General features: G+C 42.1%; 17 protein-coding genes. 5 read left to right on the top strand and 12 right to left on the bottom strand.

What is annotated here, in order from left to right:
• Positions 1–457 (bottom strand): guanylate kinase (gene gmk, locus ACVRYP_RS10120; protein WP_447468590.1); only part of this gene is annotated, 457 nt, incomplete at its 3' end.
• Between the two features lie 78 nt (positions 458–535).
• Complete coding sequence (locus tag ACVRYP_RS10115) at positions 536–2,143, bottom strand: ribonuclease Y (RefSeq protein WP_447468589.1); 1,608 nt, start codon at positions 2,141–2,143, stop codon at positions 536–538.
• Positions 2,144–2,386: 243 nt separating this feature from the next.
• Between ACVRYP_RS10115 and ACVRYP_RS10110 the strand changes: the two genes are divergently transcribed.
• Entirely contained in the window at positions 2,387–2,869 is a 483-nt protein-coding gene (locus tag ACVRYP_RS10110) for an S-ribosylhomocysteine lyase (RefSeq protein WP_447468588.1), read from the top strand.
• Positions 2,870–2,999: 130 nt separating this feature from the next.
• Here ACVRYP_RS10110 and gatB read toward each other — a convergent pair whose 3' ends face one another.
• From gatB to ACVRYP_RS10075, 7 genes are all read right to left on the bottom strand, one after another.
• The gene (gene gatB, locus ACVRYP_RS10105; RefSeq protein WP_447468587.1) at positions 3,000–4,433 is read right to left on the bottom strand and encodes an Asp-tRNA(Asn)/Glu-tRNA(Gln) amidotransferase subunit GatB; all 1,434 of its coding nucleotides are present in this window, start codon (positions 4,431–4,433) and stop codon (positions 3,000–3,002) included.
• Positions 4,433–5,899: an Asp-tRNA(Asn)/Glu-tRNA(Gln) amidotransferase subunit GatA gene (gatA, locus tag ACVRYP_RS10100; protein WP_447468586.1), complete on the bottom strand. Its 1,467-nt coding sequence runs from the start codon at positions 5,897–5,899 to the stop codon at positions 4,433–4,435. The genes gatB and gatA overlap by 1 nt, the downstream gene beginning before the upstream one ends.
• Positions 5,899–6,201 (bottom strand): Asp-tRNA(Asn)/Glu-tRNA(Gln) amidotransferase subunit GatC, encoded by a 303-nt coding sequence (gene gatC / locus ACVRYP_RS10095; protein ID WP_447468585.1) that lies wholly within the window; start codon positions 6,199–6,201, stop codon positions 5,899–5,901. Before gatC ends, gatA begins: the two co-directional genes overlap by 1 nt.
• Positions 6,202–6,917: 716 nt before the next feature.
• Positions 6,918–7,910 carry a helix-turn-helix domain-containing protein gene (locus ACVRYP_RS10090; RefSeq protein WP_447468584.1) on the bottom strand — a complete coding sequence of 331 codons (993 nt, stop codon included), beginning with the start codon at positions 7,908–7,910 and terminating at the stop codon, positions 6,918–6,920.
• A gap of 284 nt (positions 7,911–8,194) precedes the next feature.
• Complete coding sequence (locus ACVRYP_RS10085) at positions 8,195–8,749, bottom strand: cysteine hydrolase family protein (protein WP_447468583.1); 555 nt, start codon at positions 8,747–8,749, stop codon at positions 8,195–8,197.
• 1 nt (position 8,750) lies between these two features.
• Entirely contained in the window at positions 8,751–9,539 is a 789-nt protein-coding gene (gene codY, locus ACVRYP_RS10080) for a GTP-sensing pleiotropic transcriptional regulator CodY (protein WP_447468592.1), read from the bottom strand.
• 347 nt (positions 9,540–9,886) lie between these two features.
• Complete coding sequence (locus ACVRYP_RS10075; RefSeq protein WP_447468582.1) at positions 9,887–11,101, bottom strand: pyridoxal phosphate-dependent aminotransferase; 1,215 nt, start codon at positions 11,099–11,101, stop codon at positions 9,887–9,889.
• A gap of 475 nt (positions 11,102–11,576) precedes the next feature.
• On the opposite strand from ACVRYP_RS10075, the gene ACVRYP_RS10070 reads away from it, so the two are divergent.
• The 3 genes from ACVRYP_RS10070 (at position 11,577) to ACVRYP_RS10060 (ending at position 14,399) form a co-directional block, all read left to right on the top strand.
• Positions 11,577–12,026: a universal stress protein gene (locus ACVRYP_RS10070; protein WP_447468581.1), complete on the top strand. Its 450-nt coding sequence runs from the start codon at positions 11,577–11,579 to the stop codon at positions 12,024–12,026.
• Between the two features lie 239 nt (positions 12,027–12,265).
• Positions 12,266–13,093 (top strand): hypothetical protein, encoded by an 828-nt coding sequence (locus ACVRYP_RS10065; RefSeq protein WP_447468580.1) that lies wholly within the window; start codon positions 12,266–12,268, stop codon positions 13,091–13,093.
• 19 nt (positions 13,094–13,112) lie between these two features.
• Positions 13,113–14,399, top strand: coding sequence for a toxic anion resistance protein (locus ACVRYP_RS10060; protein WP_447468579.1), 1,287 nt, complete (start codon positions 13,113–13,115; stop codon positions 14,397–14,399).
• 115 nt (positions 14,400–14,514) lie between these two features.
• On the opposite strand, the gene ACVRYP_RS10055 is transcribed toward ACVRYP_RS10060, so the two are convergent.
• The gene (locus ACVRYP_RS10055; protein ID WP_447468578.1) at positions 14,515–15,042 is read right to left on the bottom strand and encodes a pyrophosphohydrolase domain-containing protein; all 528 of its coding nucleotides are present in this window, start codon (positions 15,040–15,042) and stop codon (positions 14,515–14,517) included.
• Positions 15,043–15,064: 22 nt separating this feature from the next.
• Entirely contained in the window at positions 15,065–15,907 is an 843-nt protein-coding gene (locus ACVRYP_RS10050) for a Cof-type HAD-IIB family hydrolase (protein ID WP_447468577.1), read from the bottom strand.
• A gap of 74 nt (positions 15,908–15,981) precedes the next feature.
• Between ACVRYP_RS10050 and ACVRYP_RS10045 the strand changes: the two genes are divergently transcribed.
• Positions 15,982–16,944 (top strand): asparaginase, encoded by a 963-nt coding sequence (locus ACVRYP_RS10045; RefSeq protein ID WP_447468576.1) that lies wholly within the window; start codon positions 15,982–15,984, stop codon positions 16,942–16,944.
• A 253-nt stretch (positions 16,945–17,197) separates the two neighbouring features.
• Here ACVRYP_RS10045 and ACVRYP_RS10040 read toward each other — a convergent pair whose 3' ends face one another.
• Positions 17,198–19,576 carry a phosphoketolase family protein gene (locus ACVRYP_RS10040; protein WP_447468575.1) on the bottom strand — a complete coding sequence of 793 codons (2,379 nt, stop codon included), beginning with the start codon at positions 19,574–19,576 and terminating at the stop codon, positions 17,198–17,200.
• Positions 19,577–19,723: the final 147 nt, after the last annotated feature.

Genomic DNA, 19,723 nt, shown 5'->3' with positions numbered 1-19,723 from the left:
CTCGCGCAATCCGCTGATTGATAACTTCTTCACTGTCTGTCGCACGACCAACTAAACGGTCACGCAACTCTTCCAAATCAGGAGGTGTCAGAAAGATGAAGACACCGTCTGGAACTTTGGACTTGACTTGAAGAGCTCCTTGAACTTCGATTTCCAAGAAGACATCTGTCCCTTGATCCAAGGTTTCATTAACATAGTTCAAAGGTGTACCATAGTAGTTGCCAACGTACTCTGCGTACTCCAACATTTGACCTTGACGGATCAACTCCTCGAACTCTTCACGAGTTCTAAAATGGTAATCAACTCCATCCACTTCGCCTGGACGTTGTGGACGGGTCGTCATGGACACAGAGTATTTAAATTTATTGTCCTTGTGTTCGAAAATTTCTTTACGAACTGTTCCTTTACCGACCCCAGATGGGCCAGAAAATACAATCAATAATCCACGCTCAGACATGTCAACTCCCTTAAGTGCTTTCCTTATAGTTTAACAGAAAAAGCACCTGATTTCAAGTGCTTTCTCTTATCGGTTGAGCTACTTAGCATAGTCAACTGCACGTGTTTCACGCACGACCGTTACCTTGATATTACCAGGGTATTCGAGGTTCTTCTCGATTTGCTGACGAATATCATGGGCCAAAATAGTAATCTTATCATCTTTGACGATATTAGGTTTAACAACAACACGTATTTCACGACCCGCCTGTAAAGCGTATGCTTGGTGAATGCCTTCAAATCCAGTCGCAATTTCTTCTAAATCTTGGAGGCGTTTGATGTAGTTCTCCATTGATTCGCTCCGAGCACCTGGACGAGCAGCACTCAATGCATCTGCTGCGGCTACGATAACGGCGATCACGGATTCTGCTTCAACATCTCCATGGTGGCTGGCAATAGTATTGACAACAACCTGGTGTTCTTTGTATTTACGAGCCAATTCCATCCCAATTTCCACGTGGCTACCTTCAACCTCACGGTCAAGGGCTTTGCCGACATCATGGAGGAAACCAGCACGACGGGCAAGGGCAACATTCTCACCGAGTTCGCCAGCGATAACGCCAGCCAATTTACCAACTTCGATAGAGTGGCGCAAAACATTTTGTCCATAAGACGAACGAAAATGCAGGCGTCCCATAATCTTAATGAGATCTGGATGCAGGTTTGGTGCCCCAATCTCATAGGCCGCCTCTTCCCCATACTCACGAATCCGTTGTTCCATTTCAAGGCGTTTTTTCTCAACCAACTCTTCAATCCGAGCAGGGTGAATACGGCCGTCTTGAAGCAGGCTTTCCATGGTCATCCGAGCAATTTCACGGCGAATGGGATCAAATCCAGATAAGATCACCGTTTCAGGGGTGTCATCGATGATTACATCAATCCCTGTAAGACTTTCAAAGGTGCGAATGTTACGTCCTTCTCGACCGATAATTCTACCCTTCATATTTTCATCTGGAAGATGAATAGAGGTCACTGTTTGCTCGGTGACGTAATCTCCTGAAATCCGTTGCATAGCTTGGACAATGAGGTCTTTAGCCATTTTATCTGCTTTTTCTTTGGCCTCAAGCTCCGCATTTTTAATAAAGCCAGCAATCTCGTGATCAAGCCCCTGACGTGTATCCGTCAGGATAATCTCCCGCGCCTCGTCTTGACTCATCTGAGCGACTCGCTCTAACTCAGCAGCCTTTTGGGCTTCCAGATCCGATAGTTGTGCTTCGCGCTCATCGATATGTTTAGTTTTGTCTGCGAGACTTTGCTCTTTTTTCTCGAGTGTTTTTTCTTTTGAGGTTAAATTATCATCTTTACGATCAAGGTTTGCAGAACGTTCTGCCAAACGGCTTTCAGTCTGCTTCAACTCTTGTCTTTCAGATTTAAATTCTTTTTCAATATCCTCTCGATATTTTCTCGCTTCTTCCTTTGCTTCAAGTTGTGCCTCTTTTTTAAAGGCAACCGATTCACGCTCAGCAGTTTTAACAAGTTCTTCAGCTTGTCGCTCAGCTTGAGCTCGTCGGTTGTTGGCATCTTGTTCAGCGTTTAAAAGAGCTAGTTCGGCTGCTTCTTTTGACGCCTTCATTTTCAAAGAAATCAGTGAAAAACCGATTGCTAAACCAATAAGCGCAAAGACAATAGCAATGATGATATTGTTCATGTCTTTACCTCTTTGTATATAAATGATATTCTTTCTAAACAGCGAGAATCGCAAGATTTGTTTGTCACAGCCTCTGCTCAGCAGAGCTATCACAGCATCAATCTTACGTTTCCTTTATTTAGTAACTAAGTTATTGAATTTTTGACAAATTCCATTAAATTATACCATAACTATACCAAATTCACAATGAAAATTTACAAGCTATGCTATAATGATGGTAACTTAAAATAAGGAGTGATTCCAATGACTAAAGAAGTAATTGTAGAAAGTTTTGAATTAGACCATACCATTGTTAAAGCCCCCTACGTCCGCCTAATTGGTGAAGAAAAGGGGCCAAAGGGTGATATTATCTCTAACTACGATATTCGCCTCATCCAGCCTAATCACAATAGTATAGACACTGCTGGCCTCCATACCATTGAGCATTTGTTGGCCAAACTCATTCGAACACGTATCGATGGCATGATTGATTGTTCGCCTTTTGGTTGTCGGACTGGTTTTCACATGATCATGTGGGGACAACATGATAACACCACTATCGCCAATGTTATCAAAGATAGTTTGCAAGAAATTGCAGAGGCAACGACTTGGGAAGATGTCCCAGGGACAACGATTGAATCCTGCGGAAACTACAAAGACCACAGCCTTCACTCCGCTAAAGAATGGGCTAAACTCATTTTAGCAGAGGGAATCTCAAGTGACGCCTTTGAACGCAAGGTTGTCTGATTTTATTCTTTCTTATTTCTATTTCTCACTGTTTAAAGCATTAAAAACACCTGGACTTCTTGCTATCTTGCCAGAAAGACCAGGTGTTTTTTAAGGCTCTACTTATAGGATAATTGTCTTTAATGTCACTTTATAACTTAGCTAATTCTTCTGCTAGCAATCGTTGAGCCACTTGCGGATTGGCCTGACCTTTTGTTGCTTTCATAAGGAAACCGGTAAAGGCCTTGTCCGCATTGCGTTTGCCTGCTTTAAAGTCAGCAACTGCGGCTTCATTATCCGCAAAAACTTGATGGATGATTGGGATCAAGACTTCTGGGTCCGAAATCTGAATTAGCCCTGCTGATTCCACGTAAGCCTTGGCAGAGCCACCATTTTTAGCCAGATGCACAAAGACTTTCTTAGCAATCTTAGACGAAATAGTTCCATCATCAATCAAGCTAATCATCTCTACCAAGTTTTCAGGCGTCAAACTGATCGCTTCAAGTGTCTTTTGCTCAGCATTAAGGTATTGAGCAACCTCGCCTTGGAGCCAGTTAGAGACCTGCTTGGCATCGCCACCCAGCGAAACGGCTTTTTCAAAGAAATCAGATGTTGCTTTTGTAGCGGTTAACTGAGCAGCATCGTAGGCTGATAGACCGAGTTCTGCCACATAGTTGGCTCGGCGTTCTTTTGGAAAGGCTGGCAATGCGTTGCGCACTTCCTCAATCCAGCTGTCATCAATCTCAAAGATGGGAAGGTCTGGCTCGGGGAAATACCGGTAGTCAGACGAACCTTCTTTGACACGCATAAGGATGGTCTCACCAGTTGTCTCATCGTAACGACGGGTTTCCTGCTGAATTTGCCCACCGCTACGAAGAATTTCTGCCTGACGCTTCTCTTCATAGGCAAGGCCTTTGCGCACAAAGTTAAAGGAATTGAGGTTTTTCAGTTCAGTCTTGGTTCCAAAGGCTTCTTGCCCATAAGGACGAAGGGAAATGTTGGCATCGACGCGCATGGAGCCTTCCTCCATCTTGACGTCTGAAATCCCTGTGTATTGGATGATTTCTTTAAGGGCTGTCAAGTAAGCGTAGGCTTCCTCGGGAGAGCGCATGTCCGCTTCAGAGACAATCTCAATCAGGGGCACCCCTTGGCGGTTAAGATCTACGTAGGAGTAGCCATCTGTCCCGTGCGTGTTTTTCCCAGCATCTTCTTCCAGATGGGCGCGCTCAATGCGAACTTTCTTGGTTGAGCCATCTTCAAGCTCAATCTCAATCCAGCCATCGTAGCCGATAGGCTCGTCGAATTGCGAAATCTGATAAGCTTTGGGATTGTCAGGGTAGAAATAGTTTTTACGGTCAAAATGCATGCGCTTATGGATCGCCATATTGAGCGCCAAGGCTGCTTTAATCCCATAATCGATAACCCCTTTATTCATAACTGGTAAGACCCCTGGGAACGACCAGTCAATGATGTTAGTGTTAGTGTTAGCCTCTTCGCCAAAGTGTGCTGGAGAAGGGGAGAAGATTTTGGAGTCTGTCTTTAACTCCACATGGACTTCTAGTCCTATAATGGTTTCAAAGTTCATTAGTCCTTACCTCCAAAAATCACTGGCTGTTTCTTATGAAAATCTGTTGTCGCTTCAAAGGCTGCAGCTGCTTGGTAAATCTTGTCTTCAGCATGTTTAGGACCAATCAACTGGAGTCCGACTGGTAAACCTTCTACAAAGCCAGCTGGAATCGAAATTCCTGGAAGACCTGCAAGGTTAACCGGAATAGTCAAGAGGTCAGCTAAATACATCGCCACAGGATCGTGGTTCAGTGTGCCTAGCCCGAAAGCTACGGTTGGCGCTGTTGGCCCAAGAATGAGGTCATAATTCGCAAAGACTTTCTCAAAATCTTGGATAATCAAGGTACGAACTTGCCCAGCCTTTTTGAAATAGGCATCGTAATAACCAGAAGATAGGCTAAAGGTTCCAAGCATGATCCGGCGTTTCACTTCTTCACCAAAACCTTGACTTCGCGTATTGACATAAACGTCATCCAAGTTATCAAAATCTTCCGCTCGGAAACCATAGCGAATGCCGTCAAAACGTTGCAAGTTAGACGACGCTTCTGAAGAGGCGATGATATAGTACACAGCTACCCCATACTTAGAATGTGGTAGAGAAACTTCCTCAACCGTCGCACCCAGACTTTCAAAATGCTTGGCTGCTGATAGGATTTGTTCCTTGATTTTAGGGTCAATCCCCTCACCTATGTATTCTTTAGGCAGAGCAATTTTCATCCCCTTGATATCTTGACCAATCAAGTGCGTAAAATCTGGTAATTCCTTAACAGATGATGTCGAGTCCTTAGTATCATGACCAGCAATGACATTAAGCAACTGAGCATTTTCCTTAACCGTATGAGAGAAAGGACCAATTTGGTCAAGAGAGCTACCAAAGGCGATAAGACCAAAGCGTGACACGCGTCCATAGGTCGGCTTCATCCCCACAACCCCATTAAAAGCTGCAGGCTGGCGGATAGAGCCTCCAGTATCCGAACCAAGGGACAGACGCACTTGTCCAGAAGCCACCGCTGTCGCCGAACCACCAGATGAGCCACCAGCAACCTTGGACTGATCCCAAGCATTCTTGGTCAATTTCATGGCTGAGTTTTCGGTAGAGCCTCCCATGGCAAACTCGTCCATGTTGGTCTTACCAATTACAATCATGTCCTTGGCATAGAGTTTTTCAACTGCGGTTGCATCAAAAATTGGTTCGTAATTATAAAGCATTTTAGAAGCTGCTGTCGTCAAAATGCCCTTGGTTGAGATATTGTCCTTTACTGCAATCGGAATCCCACTCATCACGTTGTCTACATCAATTCCCTTAGCATCAAGGGCTTCTGCCTGAGCTAGGGCTTCATTTTCAGTTACTGTGATGAATGAGCCAATCTGTTCTTCACGTGCCTTAACGTCTTCCAAGGTCGCTTTGGTTAACTCTACTGCTGAAATTTCTTTTTTGACGAGGAGTTCATGCAATTCATCAATTGATTTATGAGTTAAAGTCATTAGGCATCTCCTCCATCTTCTAAGATAGCCGGTACTTTGATCAGATTATTGGCATGCTCGGGCACATTTTTAAAGAGCTCCTCACGAGCTGTTCCAGCTTCTGCCTTATCGTCACGCATCACATTGACTTGTTCAGCCATAGTAGTTGTAATAGGTACACCAGTTGTGTCCACTTCATTTAATAATTCCATCATATCGACAATCTTTGTCAGACTGGATGCAAAGGCTGTCGTTTCTTCCTCTGAAAAGTGGAGTTTAGACAGCTTTGCTACATGGCGTACTTCTTCTTCAGAAATTTTCATGCTAGCTCCTTTTTAATTTTCATAACATTACCAATTATACCACAAAACACTGTATAAAAACATTATTACAAAATTGTAAAAGTGACTCTCCTAACTCTGATAACCTTTGGGAAAAATAAACCAACTTTTGCAAACTTCAAATACCTTAAATACCATATTTAATCGTTTTTCAATCTATCCTAATTCGTTTGTAGCATTAGATCTACACCATTTCGTCATTATTTTTCACAAAAAATGAAATTTTCCCTAGTACTAGTATAGGTGACTTTCGTTTCTTCCACTAACACTTCTTTAGGCCAACCTAAAGGGCTCAACGGATTCAAATGGGACACTTAGTGACAAGAAATCGACCCATAAAACAAGAACATATAAAAAAGGGCTCTATAATTTCTGTAGTGGGTAAAAACCTTACGGAGATTATGGAGCCTAAAAACACAAAGAACAGATGAACCTCCAAGGCGAAGCCATCTGTTTTTCTTATTCTTCAATAACACGTGTACCTAAAACATTTTTAAAATAACTGCTGGCAAAATTGATGCTTTTTGTAAAAACCGGATAAGTTAGAGCCAGCATAAAATAAAACATACTAAAATCACTGTTCTCGACAACAGGATTCTAGCGCTTCTAATAGTTTACGACATTTGTACCAATCAGCATTTCTGAAAAACATGAGATACACAACGCCTTATTAATCTAGTATGAGCAATTTGTCAACTTTAATCTTCAGCTTTTACAATCATGCGTGTGATAATGATAACCGCAGCATACAGTACACCAGCAACTGGCCAAACAATCCAAGTATTTGTCCAAGCTTGGCTCATCAAAGACCATGTTAAGTAAATAGCTGTTGCTATAAGCCAAAAAATACCAGATATATTCTCTAGGATAGGAGAAGCTTTCTTTTTACTTTTTGTGTAGTCACCTTCTTGAAGCAGCTTATCATTGCTAGCCATTCTCGTTTGACTAGAGATAAAAATATAAGCAGCTAGAGCAAGGAGTAACAACATCAATCCCACTAAACTAACTAGAATATAGTCTTCCTCTGTAAAGAAAGTGACAGCTACTAAAGGAACAAAACTAGCGATACAAAGGAGTGTCCCAAGTATCATATTTCTATGATAGGTTGCCTCATATTGCTCTTTATTCTTTTTAGCCAGACCTTCGACACCATATTCTGTTTCAATCCATTCTTTTTCAAGATAATCAAACTTCTTTAGTTTAAAACTGCTCTTAATTAAGAAAAAGGTGCCAATACCAATTAGGGCAAATAAAGAGATGACACCAATACTGCCAGCTACATTTTCTGTCAGTCCGTACTTATGACTTTCCGCAAAACCTATTAAAACCACTAGCGGAACACAGGCAATGATACATAGGGCTGCTCCCAGAGCTTTTTGGTGTGCCACAACTTTGCTAGCCGTCAATAACTCTTGGGCCTCTGCCAAGGAAACCTTGCGAAGAGGCTTTTCATGAAACATCTTGTTACTACCTGATGTAGAAACATTTTCTTTGTAATCATCTTTTAATAGATAATCCGTTGAGACTCCAAAAATATCTGCCATTTGAATAATGCGATTGAGATCTGGAATGGACTGGGCACTTTCCCATTTGGAGATTGATTGTCGTGAAACATCTAATTGTTCTGCTAGTTGCTCTTGGCTCCAGCCATTCCGCTTTCTTTCCTCCATAATTTTATCTGCTAAAATCATTTTTCTGACCTCCAGTCTTTTTCTTTTTTCACCTTAAGTCTATCTTTTCCCGCAGTTGCAATCCATACCGTCCGCTTTTCAATTTGTCAACTGCTAGTTGCAAACCTTATTATAACAGCTTTTTTAATCTTTAATAGCTAGCTATTGAACTGATTGACAGATCCAGAAATCATAAAAATTCCCACCATCAATCTTAGCACTCCTAGCTACTCATTCTACTAAAAATAGCAAAAAGACTTTAAAAATAAACTACGGCGTCCTTGAATTCGTCGTAGTTTTATATATTATTCAACAATCCTTGCTCCCAGCACATTTTTGAAATGAGCAAGAGCAAACTGATGAGCTTCTTCTGTGATAGAAGCAATGGCAGAGCTGACAATCTCTATCTCATAACCCAAATTATAGGCATCAATGGCTGTATGCAAGACACAAATATCGCTCAAGACACCTGTCAAGACAACCGTCTTCACACCGCGCTCTCTTAGGCGAACATCCAAGTCCGTCCCAGAAAAGGCTGAGTAGTGACGTTTATCCATCCAGAAAACCCTTGGGTCATTCTTATGAGCCTGATAAAAATCAGCCAAAGGACCATAGAGCTCACGCCCCTTTGTTCCTCTAATATTATGAGGCGGAAAGAGACGACTCTCTGGGTGAAACAAATCCTCTTCATCATGCAAGTCAATGGTGAAGAAAATATAATCTCCCTGTTCAAAAGCTTCTTGAGTGACTTCAGCCATTCGATCTGAGATAGACTGAGCAGGCCTACCAGCGGTAAGCCTGCCATCATCTGCTACAAAGTCATAGGTAAAGTCAATCGATATAAGAGCTTTTTTACTCATTTTAGTAATCTCTTTTCTTGATTTCTTCAAAAATTTCAGGAATTAAGACTTTCAAATAAGTCCCCTTCATCCCAAGTGAGCGGCTTTCGATAATCCCTGCTGACTCCAACTTGCGCAAAGCATTAACGATAACGGAACGGGTAATACCGATACGGTCCGCAATCACAGATGCCGTCAATTGGCCTTCATTGCCATCCAACTCTTGTAAAATAGCTGACACAGCCTTCATTTCAGAATAAGAAAGGGTATTAACAGCCATGTTAACCGCTGTGCGCTTGCGAATGCTTTCCTCGTCCTTTTCACGTTGGAAATTTAATAACTGAATGCCAACAACCGTAGAAGCCATCTCGATCAAAATCAAGTCATCATCGTGGAATTGCTCATCATTTCTCCAGGTAATGAGAGAACCAAATCGAATCCCAGAGACATGAATCGGAACGACTGTAGTCACACTATTCGGATAATCTGATAAGGATTCTTCTGGGTAAGCTGCTAGCTCACTGTTAACTGGCAAATTAGCTTCTGTATCATAAATTTTTGATGCTGCACGGACATAACTTTCAGGGAACTGCTTGCTCTCAAAGAACTCTTCCACACGGTCATTGTTTGTTTCATACTTTAAAAAGTAACCTAAAATCTCACCAGAACTGTTGATGATACAAGCATTACAATCGATGATTTCCGCTAATTCTTTGGAGATTGGATTGTAGGGCAATTCCTTTTGGAGTTGCTCTTCAGCACGTTTTAAAATGGCAGAAATACTGCGTGTTTTTTCTAATAGAGTTGTCATAAATTCCACCTTGTTTTTAATTAACTTCATTATAACAAACTCCCAGAAAAGTAGCAAATAATTATCAGAAAATTTCCTATTGTTTTTAGGAAATATAATTTTCATACTTTTCTTGCAACTGAGAACCGTTTGCATATTATTATTCGGTATTTCTAACCATTTTTCATGTTCATACTCCTAGAAAAATTTATTAATGCGATAACTGGAAAGCCCTATATCTGTTTAAAATCCCGCTGAACAATCTGTATCAGAGTCGCATAGTGAGTTTTCCCCCATTAAAAAAACAAAAAGCGAAGCAACTGCTTATAGTGCTTCAGCTTTTATTAAGAGTAGTCCATTTAGTTTGTTTATCGCCTGTACTGGTGCAGGTGGCGCGTAAGTTTTTCCTGCAATTCCGCTAATTCATCAACACGGGGTAAAAAGACAATGCGGAAATGATCTGGCGTTACCATGTTAAAACCACGCCCATGTGTTAACAAGACTTTCTCTTCCTTCAAAAAATTTAAAACAAATTGTTCATCGTTAGGAATGTCGTACATTTGGCTATCAATTTTTGGGAAAATATACATCCCAGCTTGGGGCTCAACAGCTGATAGTCCAGGTACCTCATTGATCGCTTTATAGATGAAATTGCGCTGTTCAAAGAGACGACCGCCTGGTAAAATGAGTTGATCAGCTGATTGGTGCCCTCCTAAAGAGGTTTGAACGACTTGTTGGGCTAGGACATTGGAACAAAGACGCATATTCGAAAGCATGTTGAGACCTTCGATATAGCCTTTTGCCTGCTTTTTATCCCCAGAAATCATCATCCAACCGACGCGAAAACCGGCGATACGATGGGATTTTGATAACCCTGACATGGTAACTGTTAAAACATCATCAGAAAGCGTTGCTACTGGGATATGGTGGCGACCATCATACAAGAGGCGATCATAGACTTCATCCGAGAAAATGATTAAATCATGTTGCCGAGCGATTTCAACAATTTCAGTTAAGATTTCAAAGGGATAAACGGCACCCGTTGGATTATTTGGGTTAATGATAACAATGGCTTTTGTATTACTCGTAATTTTAGAACGAATATCGTCTAAATCGGGATACCAGTTGGCCTCTTCATCACAGACATAGTGTACAGCATGTCCACCAGACAAACTAATACAAGCTGTCCATAAAGGATAATCCGGCATAGGCACTAAGACTTCATCTCCATCGTCCAAAAGAGCTTGCATGGACATGGAGATGAGCTCACTGACACCATTTCCAATATAAATATCATCAACATCAATGTTTTGAATTCCTTGAAGTTGATAATATTGCATAATAGCTTTTCGAGCTGGAAAAATTCCCTTAGAATCCGAATACCCTTCCGAGTTACGCGCGTTGGAGATTAGATCCCTAATGACTTCATCTGGAGCGGCAAATCCAAATTCAGCTGGATTACCTGTGTTTAGGCGAAGAATTTTTTCACCATTAGCACGCATGCGATCGGCTTCATCCAGAACTGGCCCTCTGATATCGTAAGCGACGTGATCAAGTTTGCTAGATTTATTAAATGTTTTCATAGACCCTCCTAGAAATATCTAGAAATATGCTATTTATTTTAGCGTATTTTTAGAAATTAAACAATTAAAACGATAAAAATAGATACGCATCTGTTTCATTCTGTCAATATTCTCATTCTTTACACTAAGAAAGCTGGTAAATAACATTCCTGTTAGACTTACATCGCATAAATTCTTTATGAATTGAAAAACAACCAGCGTTGTAAGCCTTTACATTTTTTCTAAAAAGGTTTACAATAGACTTATAAGATAGCAACACAACAAACTCTTTAGGTGATGAAATTCACTAGTAGCTAGCTTTCACAGAAGGGCTTTCCATCGTGAGAGCAACCTCAGTGAAACTTTAATCGTTAATCCAAAGGCAGTTGACAATATCTTTTTGATATAGAATTATCTATCGAATAACTTTGATTGTTGGAATAATTTCCAACTCTTCGTAAGTAGGATATTAGAATAATAAAAGGAGGAATTCTCTATGATTAATACTTACCAATGTGTCATGGTCGCCGTCGACGGTTCACCAGAAGCTGAGTTGGCTTTTGAAAAGGCTATCAATGTCGCTTGGCGTAACCAAGCTCAATTAGTGATTGCTCATGTCATTGACAATCGAGCTCTCCACACCTATTCGGCTTTTGATACCAATGTTTACGTCAACCTTGAAAATGAAGCCAAAGTTCAGCTTGAAAAATATGAGGCACGCGCTCTTGAGGCTGGACTTAAACATGTCAAAACTGTCTTAGAGTTGGGTGATCCAAGACCCTTGCTAGCTAAAGAAATCCCTGATCGCGAAAAAGTTGACTTAATTTTGCTAGGCGCGACTGGTCTTAACAGTTTCGAACGCTTGCTTATCGGTTCTTCATCAGAATACATCATGCGCAATGCGCATGTCGATCTCTTGATTGTACGCGATCCAAATAAAATCTGATTGCTTCAGGTTTGGCGTTTCCCTCCACCCTTTATTTATAACATAAAACCACCGTTTATTCGGTTCTTGAGAGTGGTAATAAAGCCAAGGACTCTATGTGTTCCAACTTTTTCTACCGCTCTTTTTCATTTCTGGAAATCTTGTTAAACACTTGTTTCCAGTACCATTTCAGTGTATAATTTAGGATATAGAAAGGGAAGGGGGAAGGGAACTTACTTCTCGCACTTTAAGACACGATGATGGATTTTTTATATACTCTTCTTGCACTAGCCTTGCCCATCGCAGCAGTTGTCGGTGGCATTCGCTACAAAACCAAAACTGACCTCAAAAAGATAGAGCTCTTATCGGTCAATCTTAGGCTGGGGCTCGATTATGTCCGTAACCTTAAACAAACGAATGAACTTGGGCAATATCCAAAACTTTATAAAAAACTGAACCAAGATTCCAAAGAACTAAGCGATTTAATCGACCGTCACGGGGATAAGATGTCCCCTCAGAGGTACCAGGAAGCTGTCAGTATGATTCATATTGCTTCTGCCCTGCAGCCCAAAGGAAACTTTTTAACAGACGTTACGGATGGCGTCCTCAGCTTGGTAGAAGATATCTTCCCAGATGCCGAACGCGTCACAGCTAAATTCAGACCTAAAGAACAATACGATAATGCTGATTATATCTACCAAGCAGCTGATGAGAAAGCGAGTGAAACACTCACTAAAGTGCGATACATCCAACAGATAGCTCCAGAGGTATTAGAAGTTTACAGCTCCTTGGCTAAAAGCAATGAGCAAATCGTCGCCAAGCTAAAGGAATCTGAGTTACCCAATAAAAATGAGTTACTTGCCATACATCACAGTAATATGCGTAATTTCAATGATGTTTTGGATGGCTACATTAAAATCAAGGAAGATCCGAGTCAGTATTTCAAAGCTCAAGAAAGACTGGATCGAGCTAAACAATCCCTGGAGAATGGTCAAAAAATCCTCAATCGGACCCTCCGCCAAATTAACGAAAATGACATGATGAATTTTGAAATCAGTCTTCGCATGCTACAAAAGGACGATCATTAACAAAAAATAAGGAGTTTTTATGTCTCAAGAATTTAACTTTGATATCGATAAAATCGCCAACTCAGCGGCTGTCCCTACTGATAAAACAACTGAGCTCATTCAGCAAACCACGCAAGGTACTGCTGATAACCTGTCCTTTTTTGATAAATTAAGTGATGAACAAAAAGAAGCCATTTCTAGTCGTGTTCCAGCACTCGTGGACACCTTCGTTGAAAATCAAAATAGTCTTTTAGACTTTGGTAAAGAAGCTGTTGAAGACGTCAATAAAACCGTCAATCACATTCTCAAAGAACAAAAAAACATTCAGATTCCACAAGTTGATGAAATGCTACTCAACACTAACCGCGAACTGAATGGGTTTGTGGCAAAGTACAAGAACGTTGCTGATGCTGCTGAGCTAGAAAAGAAACCAAACCTTCTTCAGAAACTCTTTAACCAAAGCAAGAACAGCATTCAGGATTTCTACTTTGAAGCGCAGTCAATCGAAAACCGTATGGACAGCTTGGCTGCTAGTGTCGCTAAAAACGAGGATACCTTATCACGCAATATTGTCTCAGCGGAGCTATTGATTGAAGAAAATACCAATTCGATCGAAAACTTAGTTGGCGTCATTGCCTTTGTGGAAGCCAGCGGCCGAGAAGCTAGCCAGCGCGCTAACAAGGTTCAAAATGAACTCAGTCAACTGGATCCTACATCTGTCGATTACCAAGTTAAAAATGAAGAGATGATGCGCATCACTGAAGTCGTCAATTCCTTGGAACAACAACGCACTGAGTACATCAGCCGTCTCTATGTCGCCTGGGCAACAACTCCTCAAATGCGTAACTTGGTCAAGGTTTCTTCTGACATGAAACAAAAATTGGGCATGATTCGTCGCAATACCATTCCGACCATGAAGCTATCCATTGCCCAGTTAGGAATGTTGCAACAATCTGTCAAAGCTGAAGTGACTGCAGATGCGATCATCAATGCTAACAATGCTGCCCTTCAGATGTTAGCTGAAACCAGCAAGGAAGCCATTCCGCGCATGGAAGCGACCGCACAACGCCCTACCATGGCTATCGAAACCGTCACGAAATTAGCAGAAAGCTTGGTGGCACAAAACGAAGGTATTATCCAGGCTATTAACAACGGTCGTGCACAGCGTCAACAACTGGAGACGGCTATTGTCAAATCCGCTCAAGCTATCAATGATTCTGTCATGATTCGTGATCGTAAAATCGTAGAAGCTCTTCTTGAAGAAGGAAAAGCTACTCAAGAAAATCTTGAAAAAGCAACCCCTGAAGATGTGACACCCGAGCAGTAAGTCTCCTCTCTAACTTATTTTCTCACAGAGTTTCATAACTAGAAATATCAAAACTAGACTGGCCTTTGTCCAGTCTAGTTTTTCAGTATTATTTGTTTCAGTAAAAGGGATTAATCTAATCGCTCATCTGATGGGCTTTACTTTCTTGTCTGTCTATTTCTTGTGCAATCCTTGCTTCAGGCGCAAAATCCCGCTCCCAATGATCAGGTTTTAAAATTTTTCCTGTTTTGGGATGGTGGTGCGCCTTGCCATCTGGCCAAATCTTGCCCATGTTAGCCCGATGGACAATATCAAAAATAGGTCCAGGGTTTACTCCTATCAACGCAAAACTACCATAGGTAAAGTACAACAAATCGATGAGGGCATCGACCTGGCCAACTAAGGCAGAGCTGTTTTGCATTCCTTTCCTTTTCGTTTTTTGAGCCGCACAATCTAGGGCATTATGGAGATAGGCAATACCCTCATCAAAAGCTTCTTCTGATTGAGACGTCGCATAGATTAATTCAACAATCTCTTCTATTTTAAAGTCGGCACGATTGATCACCTGCTCCATTGTAAAAGCGACTGGTTTTTGTGGCACACGACCATCCATGACCTGATGAAAGTCACGTACATCTTGATAATGCTTATCTGATTCTACCATGTGATCACCCTTTTCTCATCAATTATTTCACTAGCTTAAAATGCCTTAAAGCTGTCGCAATGCCGTCATCGTTATTGGAATCTGTGATGTGTCGAGCAATCTGTTTCAAGCGTCTATTGCCATTGCCCATCACTATGCCAAATCCCACGCCCTTAATCATCTCATAGTCATTATCTGAATCTCCAAACGCCATCACTTGACCTAAATCAAAATCAAACTTTTCAGCCACGAGGGAAATCCCCTTAAGCTTGGACATGCCTTTAGAGATCACATCTGCAGCAAAAGGGCTGCTACGAGTAAACCTCAATTTGGGGAATCGAGTTGATAGTTTATCCGTCTCTTTTTTACTGGCTAACATGACAACCTGATAAACCGGTTGCTCTAATTTGGCTAACATACTTTCCCGAGTTTTTGGACGAATTCTTCGATAGACGTGATTGAAACCCAGCATGAGGACATCTGCTGTAATATCTGGCAGTCTTTTGACCATCCAATAGGCCCATTTCCCAACACCAACATGGAGCAGACGACTACCAACCATATCGGTTGCTGTCCCAAATGAGAGATCCCTTTGTTTCAGCTGGGCATAATCGATTAATTTTTCCAAACTCTCTTTAGGAAGAGCTTGCGACGAGATGACCGTTTTCCGATCTACGATGTATTGCCCGTTGTAGCAAATAGCAACATCCAAATTTAAGGAAGCCATGTAAGGTAATGAAAAATTAGGTCCACGACCAGTAGCTAGGCCAACAAGGTAACCCTGATGCTTCAACTGGTTGATGGCTTTAATCGTTGATGCTGATACTGTCCGATTATCTGTTAAAAGCGTGCCGTCAATATCAAAAAATATAGCCTTGATCGTCAAAACATCACCTACTTCCCTTTTCTATGATAAAATAGATTATATCACATTGAAAGCAATTTTGAAAGACACTGAAAATGACTAAAACGATTCTCGTTCTCCACACAGGGGGCACCATCTCAATGTCAGAAAACGCTAGCGGTCATGTCATGCCTACAGCAAGTAATCCCATGACAACCATTAAGTTTTCTGATAAAAAAATCAAAACAACCTCCTATGAAATTCTAAATCTTCCAAGCCCTCACATCACACCAGAGAATATGCTTTTTCTTTACCGGGAGATTCTTCGCCTAGCCGAAAATTATGATGGGATTGTTTTGACACATGGGACTGACACCTTAGAAGAAACCGCCTACTTTTTAGACACTATGGAACTTCCTGAAATTTCCCTCGTTTTAACTGGAGCCATGCGTTCCTCTGATCAACTCGGTAGCGATGGTGTCCATAACTATTTAACAGCTTTAAGGGTTGCTGCTGATCCACAATCAAGAGGCAAGGGAGTACTTGTCGTTATGAATGACGAAATCCATGCTGCCAAGTATGTCACCAAAACTCATACAACAAATCTATCGACCTTTCAAACCCCGACCCATGGGCCAATCGGATTGATTACCAAACAAAATATTCTTTATGTCAGTCAACCTCAAGCTCGGCAACGCTTTAATCTTCAAACGATAACAGGAACGATACCGATTATCCAAGCCTATACAGGAATGGGAAGCACCTTACTGTCACTTCTTCATTCAGAACAGATGTCAGGCTTGGTCATTGAAGCTATGGGAGCTGGCAATGTGCCCCCTCAAGCAGCTGAAGAAATCCAAAAACTCATTCAAGCTGGCCTGCCAGTTGTCTTGGTTTCTCGGTGTTTCAACGGTATAGCAGAACCTGTTTACGCTTACGAAGGCGGTGGTGCTCAGCTTAAAGATATGGGAGTTATGTTTGTCAAAGAACTCAATGCCCCCAAAGCAAGACTAAAATTGCTCATTGCCCTAAATGCTGGGCTCGAAGGGCAGGTCTTAAAAGATTATATCGAAGGGTAATTTTTTTAACAAATACTTTTGAAATAGTGCAGTTAGACGTGGTGTTTTGTCCATTGAGCTCCTTTATGCTCTTTTTGGCCATCTCCTCGTCTTTTCCTTTTCCTTAAAAAACAATAGCCCTATCGCTCATCCATCGAGCAATAGAGCTGTTGAAAAATTTAACTTGCAAAAAAGTAATCAAAAATTCTTCAGACCACTTACCGATGACTAACCATCTCAGACAGATTCGCTAGATATTTTCAGAGAGTTTTTCTTATAAGTTTTCCCATTTCCAATCTTGAACTTCAGGGATATCATCCCCATGTTCACGGATATAGGCCTTATGGAAATCAACCATCTCAGACATCTTAGCCGAGAAGTCCTTAGCCTTGTCTCCAAGGCTCGCTTCAGCCGCATCTTGGGCCAGGTGGAAACGATCCAACTCTGACATCACACGCATGTCAAATGGTGTGGTGATGTCCCCATTCTCACGGTAACCATGCACTCGAAGGTTATGGTTGTGACGCTTGAAGAAGATGTCACGGATCATCCCCTCATAACCATGGAAGGCGAAGATTACAGGCTTATCTGTTGTAAAGACTTGGTCAAATGCTTCATCAGAAAGACCACGTGGGTCAACATCTGGATGACGAAGTTTTAAGAGATCCACCACATTGACAAAGCGAATCTTCAACTCTGGAAAGGCTTTATGAAGAATGGAAATACCAGCTAAAGCTTCCAAGTTAGGCTCTGTTCCTGCTGCCGCAAAAACAACATCGGGTTCTTCACCACCAGAGACAGTAGACGCCCAATCGATGACCTTATACCCTTCTTCAACCAACTCTGCCGCCTCATCCTTCGAAAAGAATTGGGGACGCGGGTGCTTAGATGCAACGATTAGGTTGATCTTATCTTCGGCTTTAAGGGCCTTGTCCATAACGGCCAACAAGGAGTTGGTATCCGCTGGCAAGTATTCCCGGATAAATTCCGGTGTCTTTTCAGCCAAATGGGTCAAGAGTCCTGGATCTTGATGCGTATAGCCATTATGGTCTTGTTGGAAGACGGTTGAGGTCGCAATCAAGTTGAGCGCAGGATAATTCTTCCGCCATGTGGTATGGGTTTTGGATTTACGCAACCATTTGAAATGTTGGGTAATCATGGAATCTACTACACGTAAGAAGGATTCGTAGGAGGCAAAGAACCCATGGCGGCCTGTTAAGACATAGCCTTCAAGGAAACCTTCCGCCTGGTGCTCAGACAGTTGCGAATCAATCACGCGTCCGACTGGGCTAATCCATTCATCATAAGAAGCATCGCGTCTCCCCATCCATTGGCGGTTGGTCTTGGTAAAGACTTCTTGGAGACGGTTTGATTTGGTTTCATCTGGTCCAAAAATACGGAAATTATCTGGGTTCGCTTCGACAAGGTCTGCCGCATATTTCCCAAGTTCAATCATATCTTGAGCCATGATCGCACCTGGCCTTTCAATGTCAAACCCACGCTTACGCCAATCAGCAGTGCCCATTGGTTTCACCACGCCTGCGTTAGTGACAGGGTTCATGGCCATCCGACGATCGCCTTTAGGAGCGATAGCCGCAATCTCATCGCGGATTTTACCCTTCTCATCGAAAAGTTCTTCTGGACGATAAGCGTTCAACCACTCTAAAAGAGCATCCAAGTGTTCCATATGGTGGGCATCTACTGGGATTGGCACTTGGTGAGCACGCCAACCACCAGCGATTGGAGTTCCTTCCCAGCTCTCTGGACCTGTCCACCCTTTTGGAATGCGAGCCACAAGCACTGGCCAAGTAGGCATGGTCGCTTCTTCAGCAGACCGTTGACGCGCTTCAGCTTGAATGGCTTTGATAGACTCAATCGCCTGGTCTAACTTTTCAGCGAACAGGGCATGAGAAGCTTCAAAGTCATCACTAATAGCCGTCACATCCGCAAAGATCGGTTGCCAGCCGAGACCTGAGAAAAATTGTTCCAATTCTGCATCGGTTTTCCGTTCCAAAATCGTTGGGTTGTGGATCTTACCACCATTGAGGTAAAGGATTGGTAAGACTGCCCCATCGTTCACAGGGTTAATAAAGGTGTTAGACATCCAACCAGCCATCAATGGTCCTGTTTCAGCTTCCCCATCTCCGATAACAGTCGCAGCAATCACATCTGGATTATCTAAAACCGCACCTGTAGCGTGTGACAAAGCGTAACCCAGTTCTCCACCCTCATGGATAGACCCTGGTGTTTCAGGGGCCGCGTGGGACGCAATTCCTCCAGGGAAGGAGAAGATTTTACAGAGTTCCTTAAAGCCTTCTTCGGTTTGAGGAATGTTGGGGTTAAGTTCTGTGTAACTGCCGTCCAAATAGGAATTGGAAACCATGACCTGACCACCGTGACCAGGGCCTTCAATGTAGAACATATCCGCATCATACTTGTTAATGGCACGGTTCAAATGCGCATAGATAAAGTTTTGACCAGGAACCGTTCCCCAGTGCCCAATCGGATGGGCTTTAAGGTCGCTTTCGACGACGTCACGGCGAAGCAGGGGGTTATCTTTCAGATACATCTGGGCTGCCGAAATGTAGTTGGCCGCACGCCACCAGGCGTCTACTTTATCGAGATAGTCCTGACTATCAAATGAAGTTGTCATATGATTCTCCTTGTTTTTCAGATGTCCAGACATTATTTTTTATTATTGTTTTATGTACGGACATCTGTTGATGGTTCTATTATAATACGATAGCATTAAAAAGTCAATTCAAGTTTTAACATTTCTCCTTTAAAATTAAGTTTAGGC

The sequence above is a fragment of the Streptococcus rifensis genome (assembly GCF_053203525.1).
This window is presented reverse-complemented; position numbering and strand designations above follow the sequence as displayed.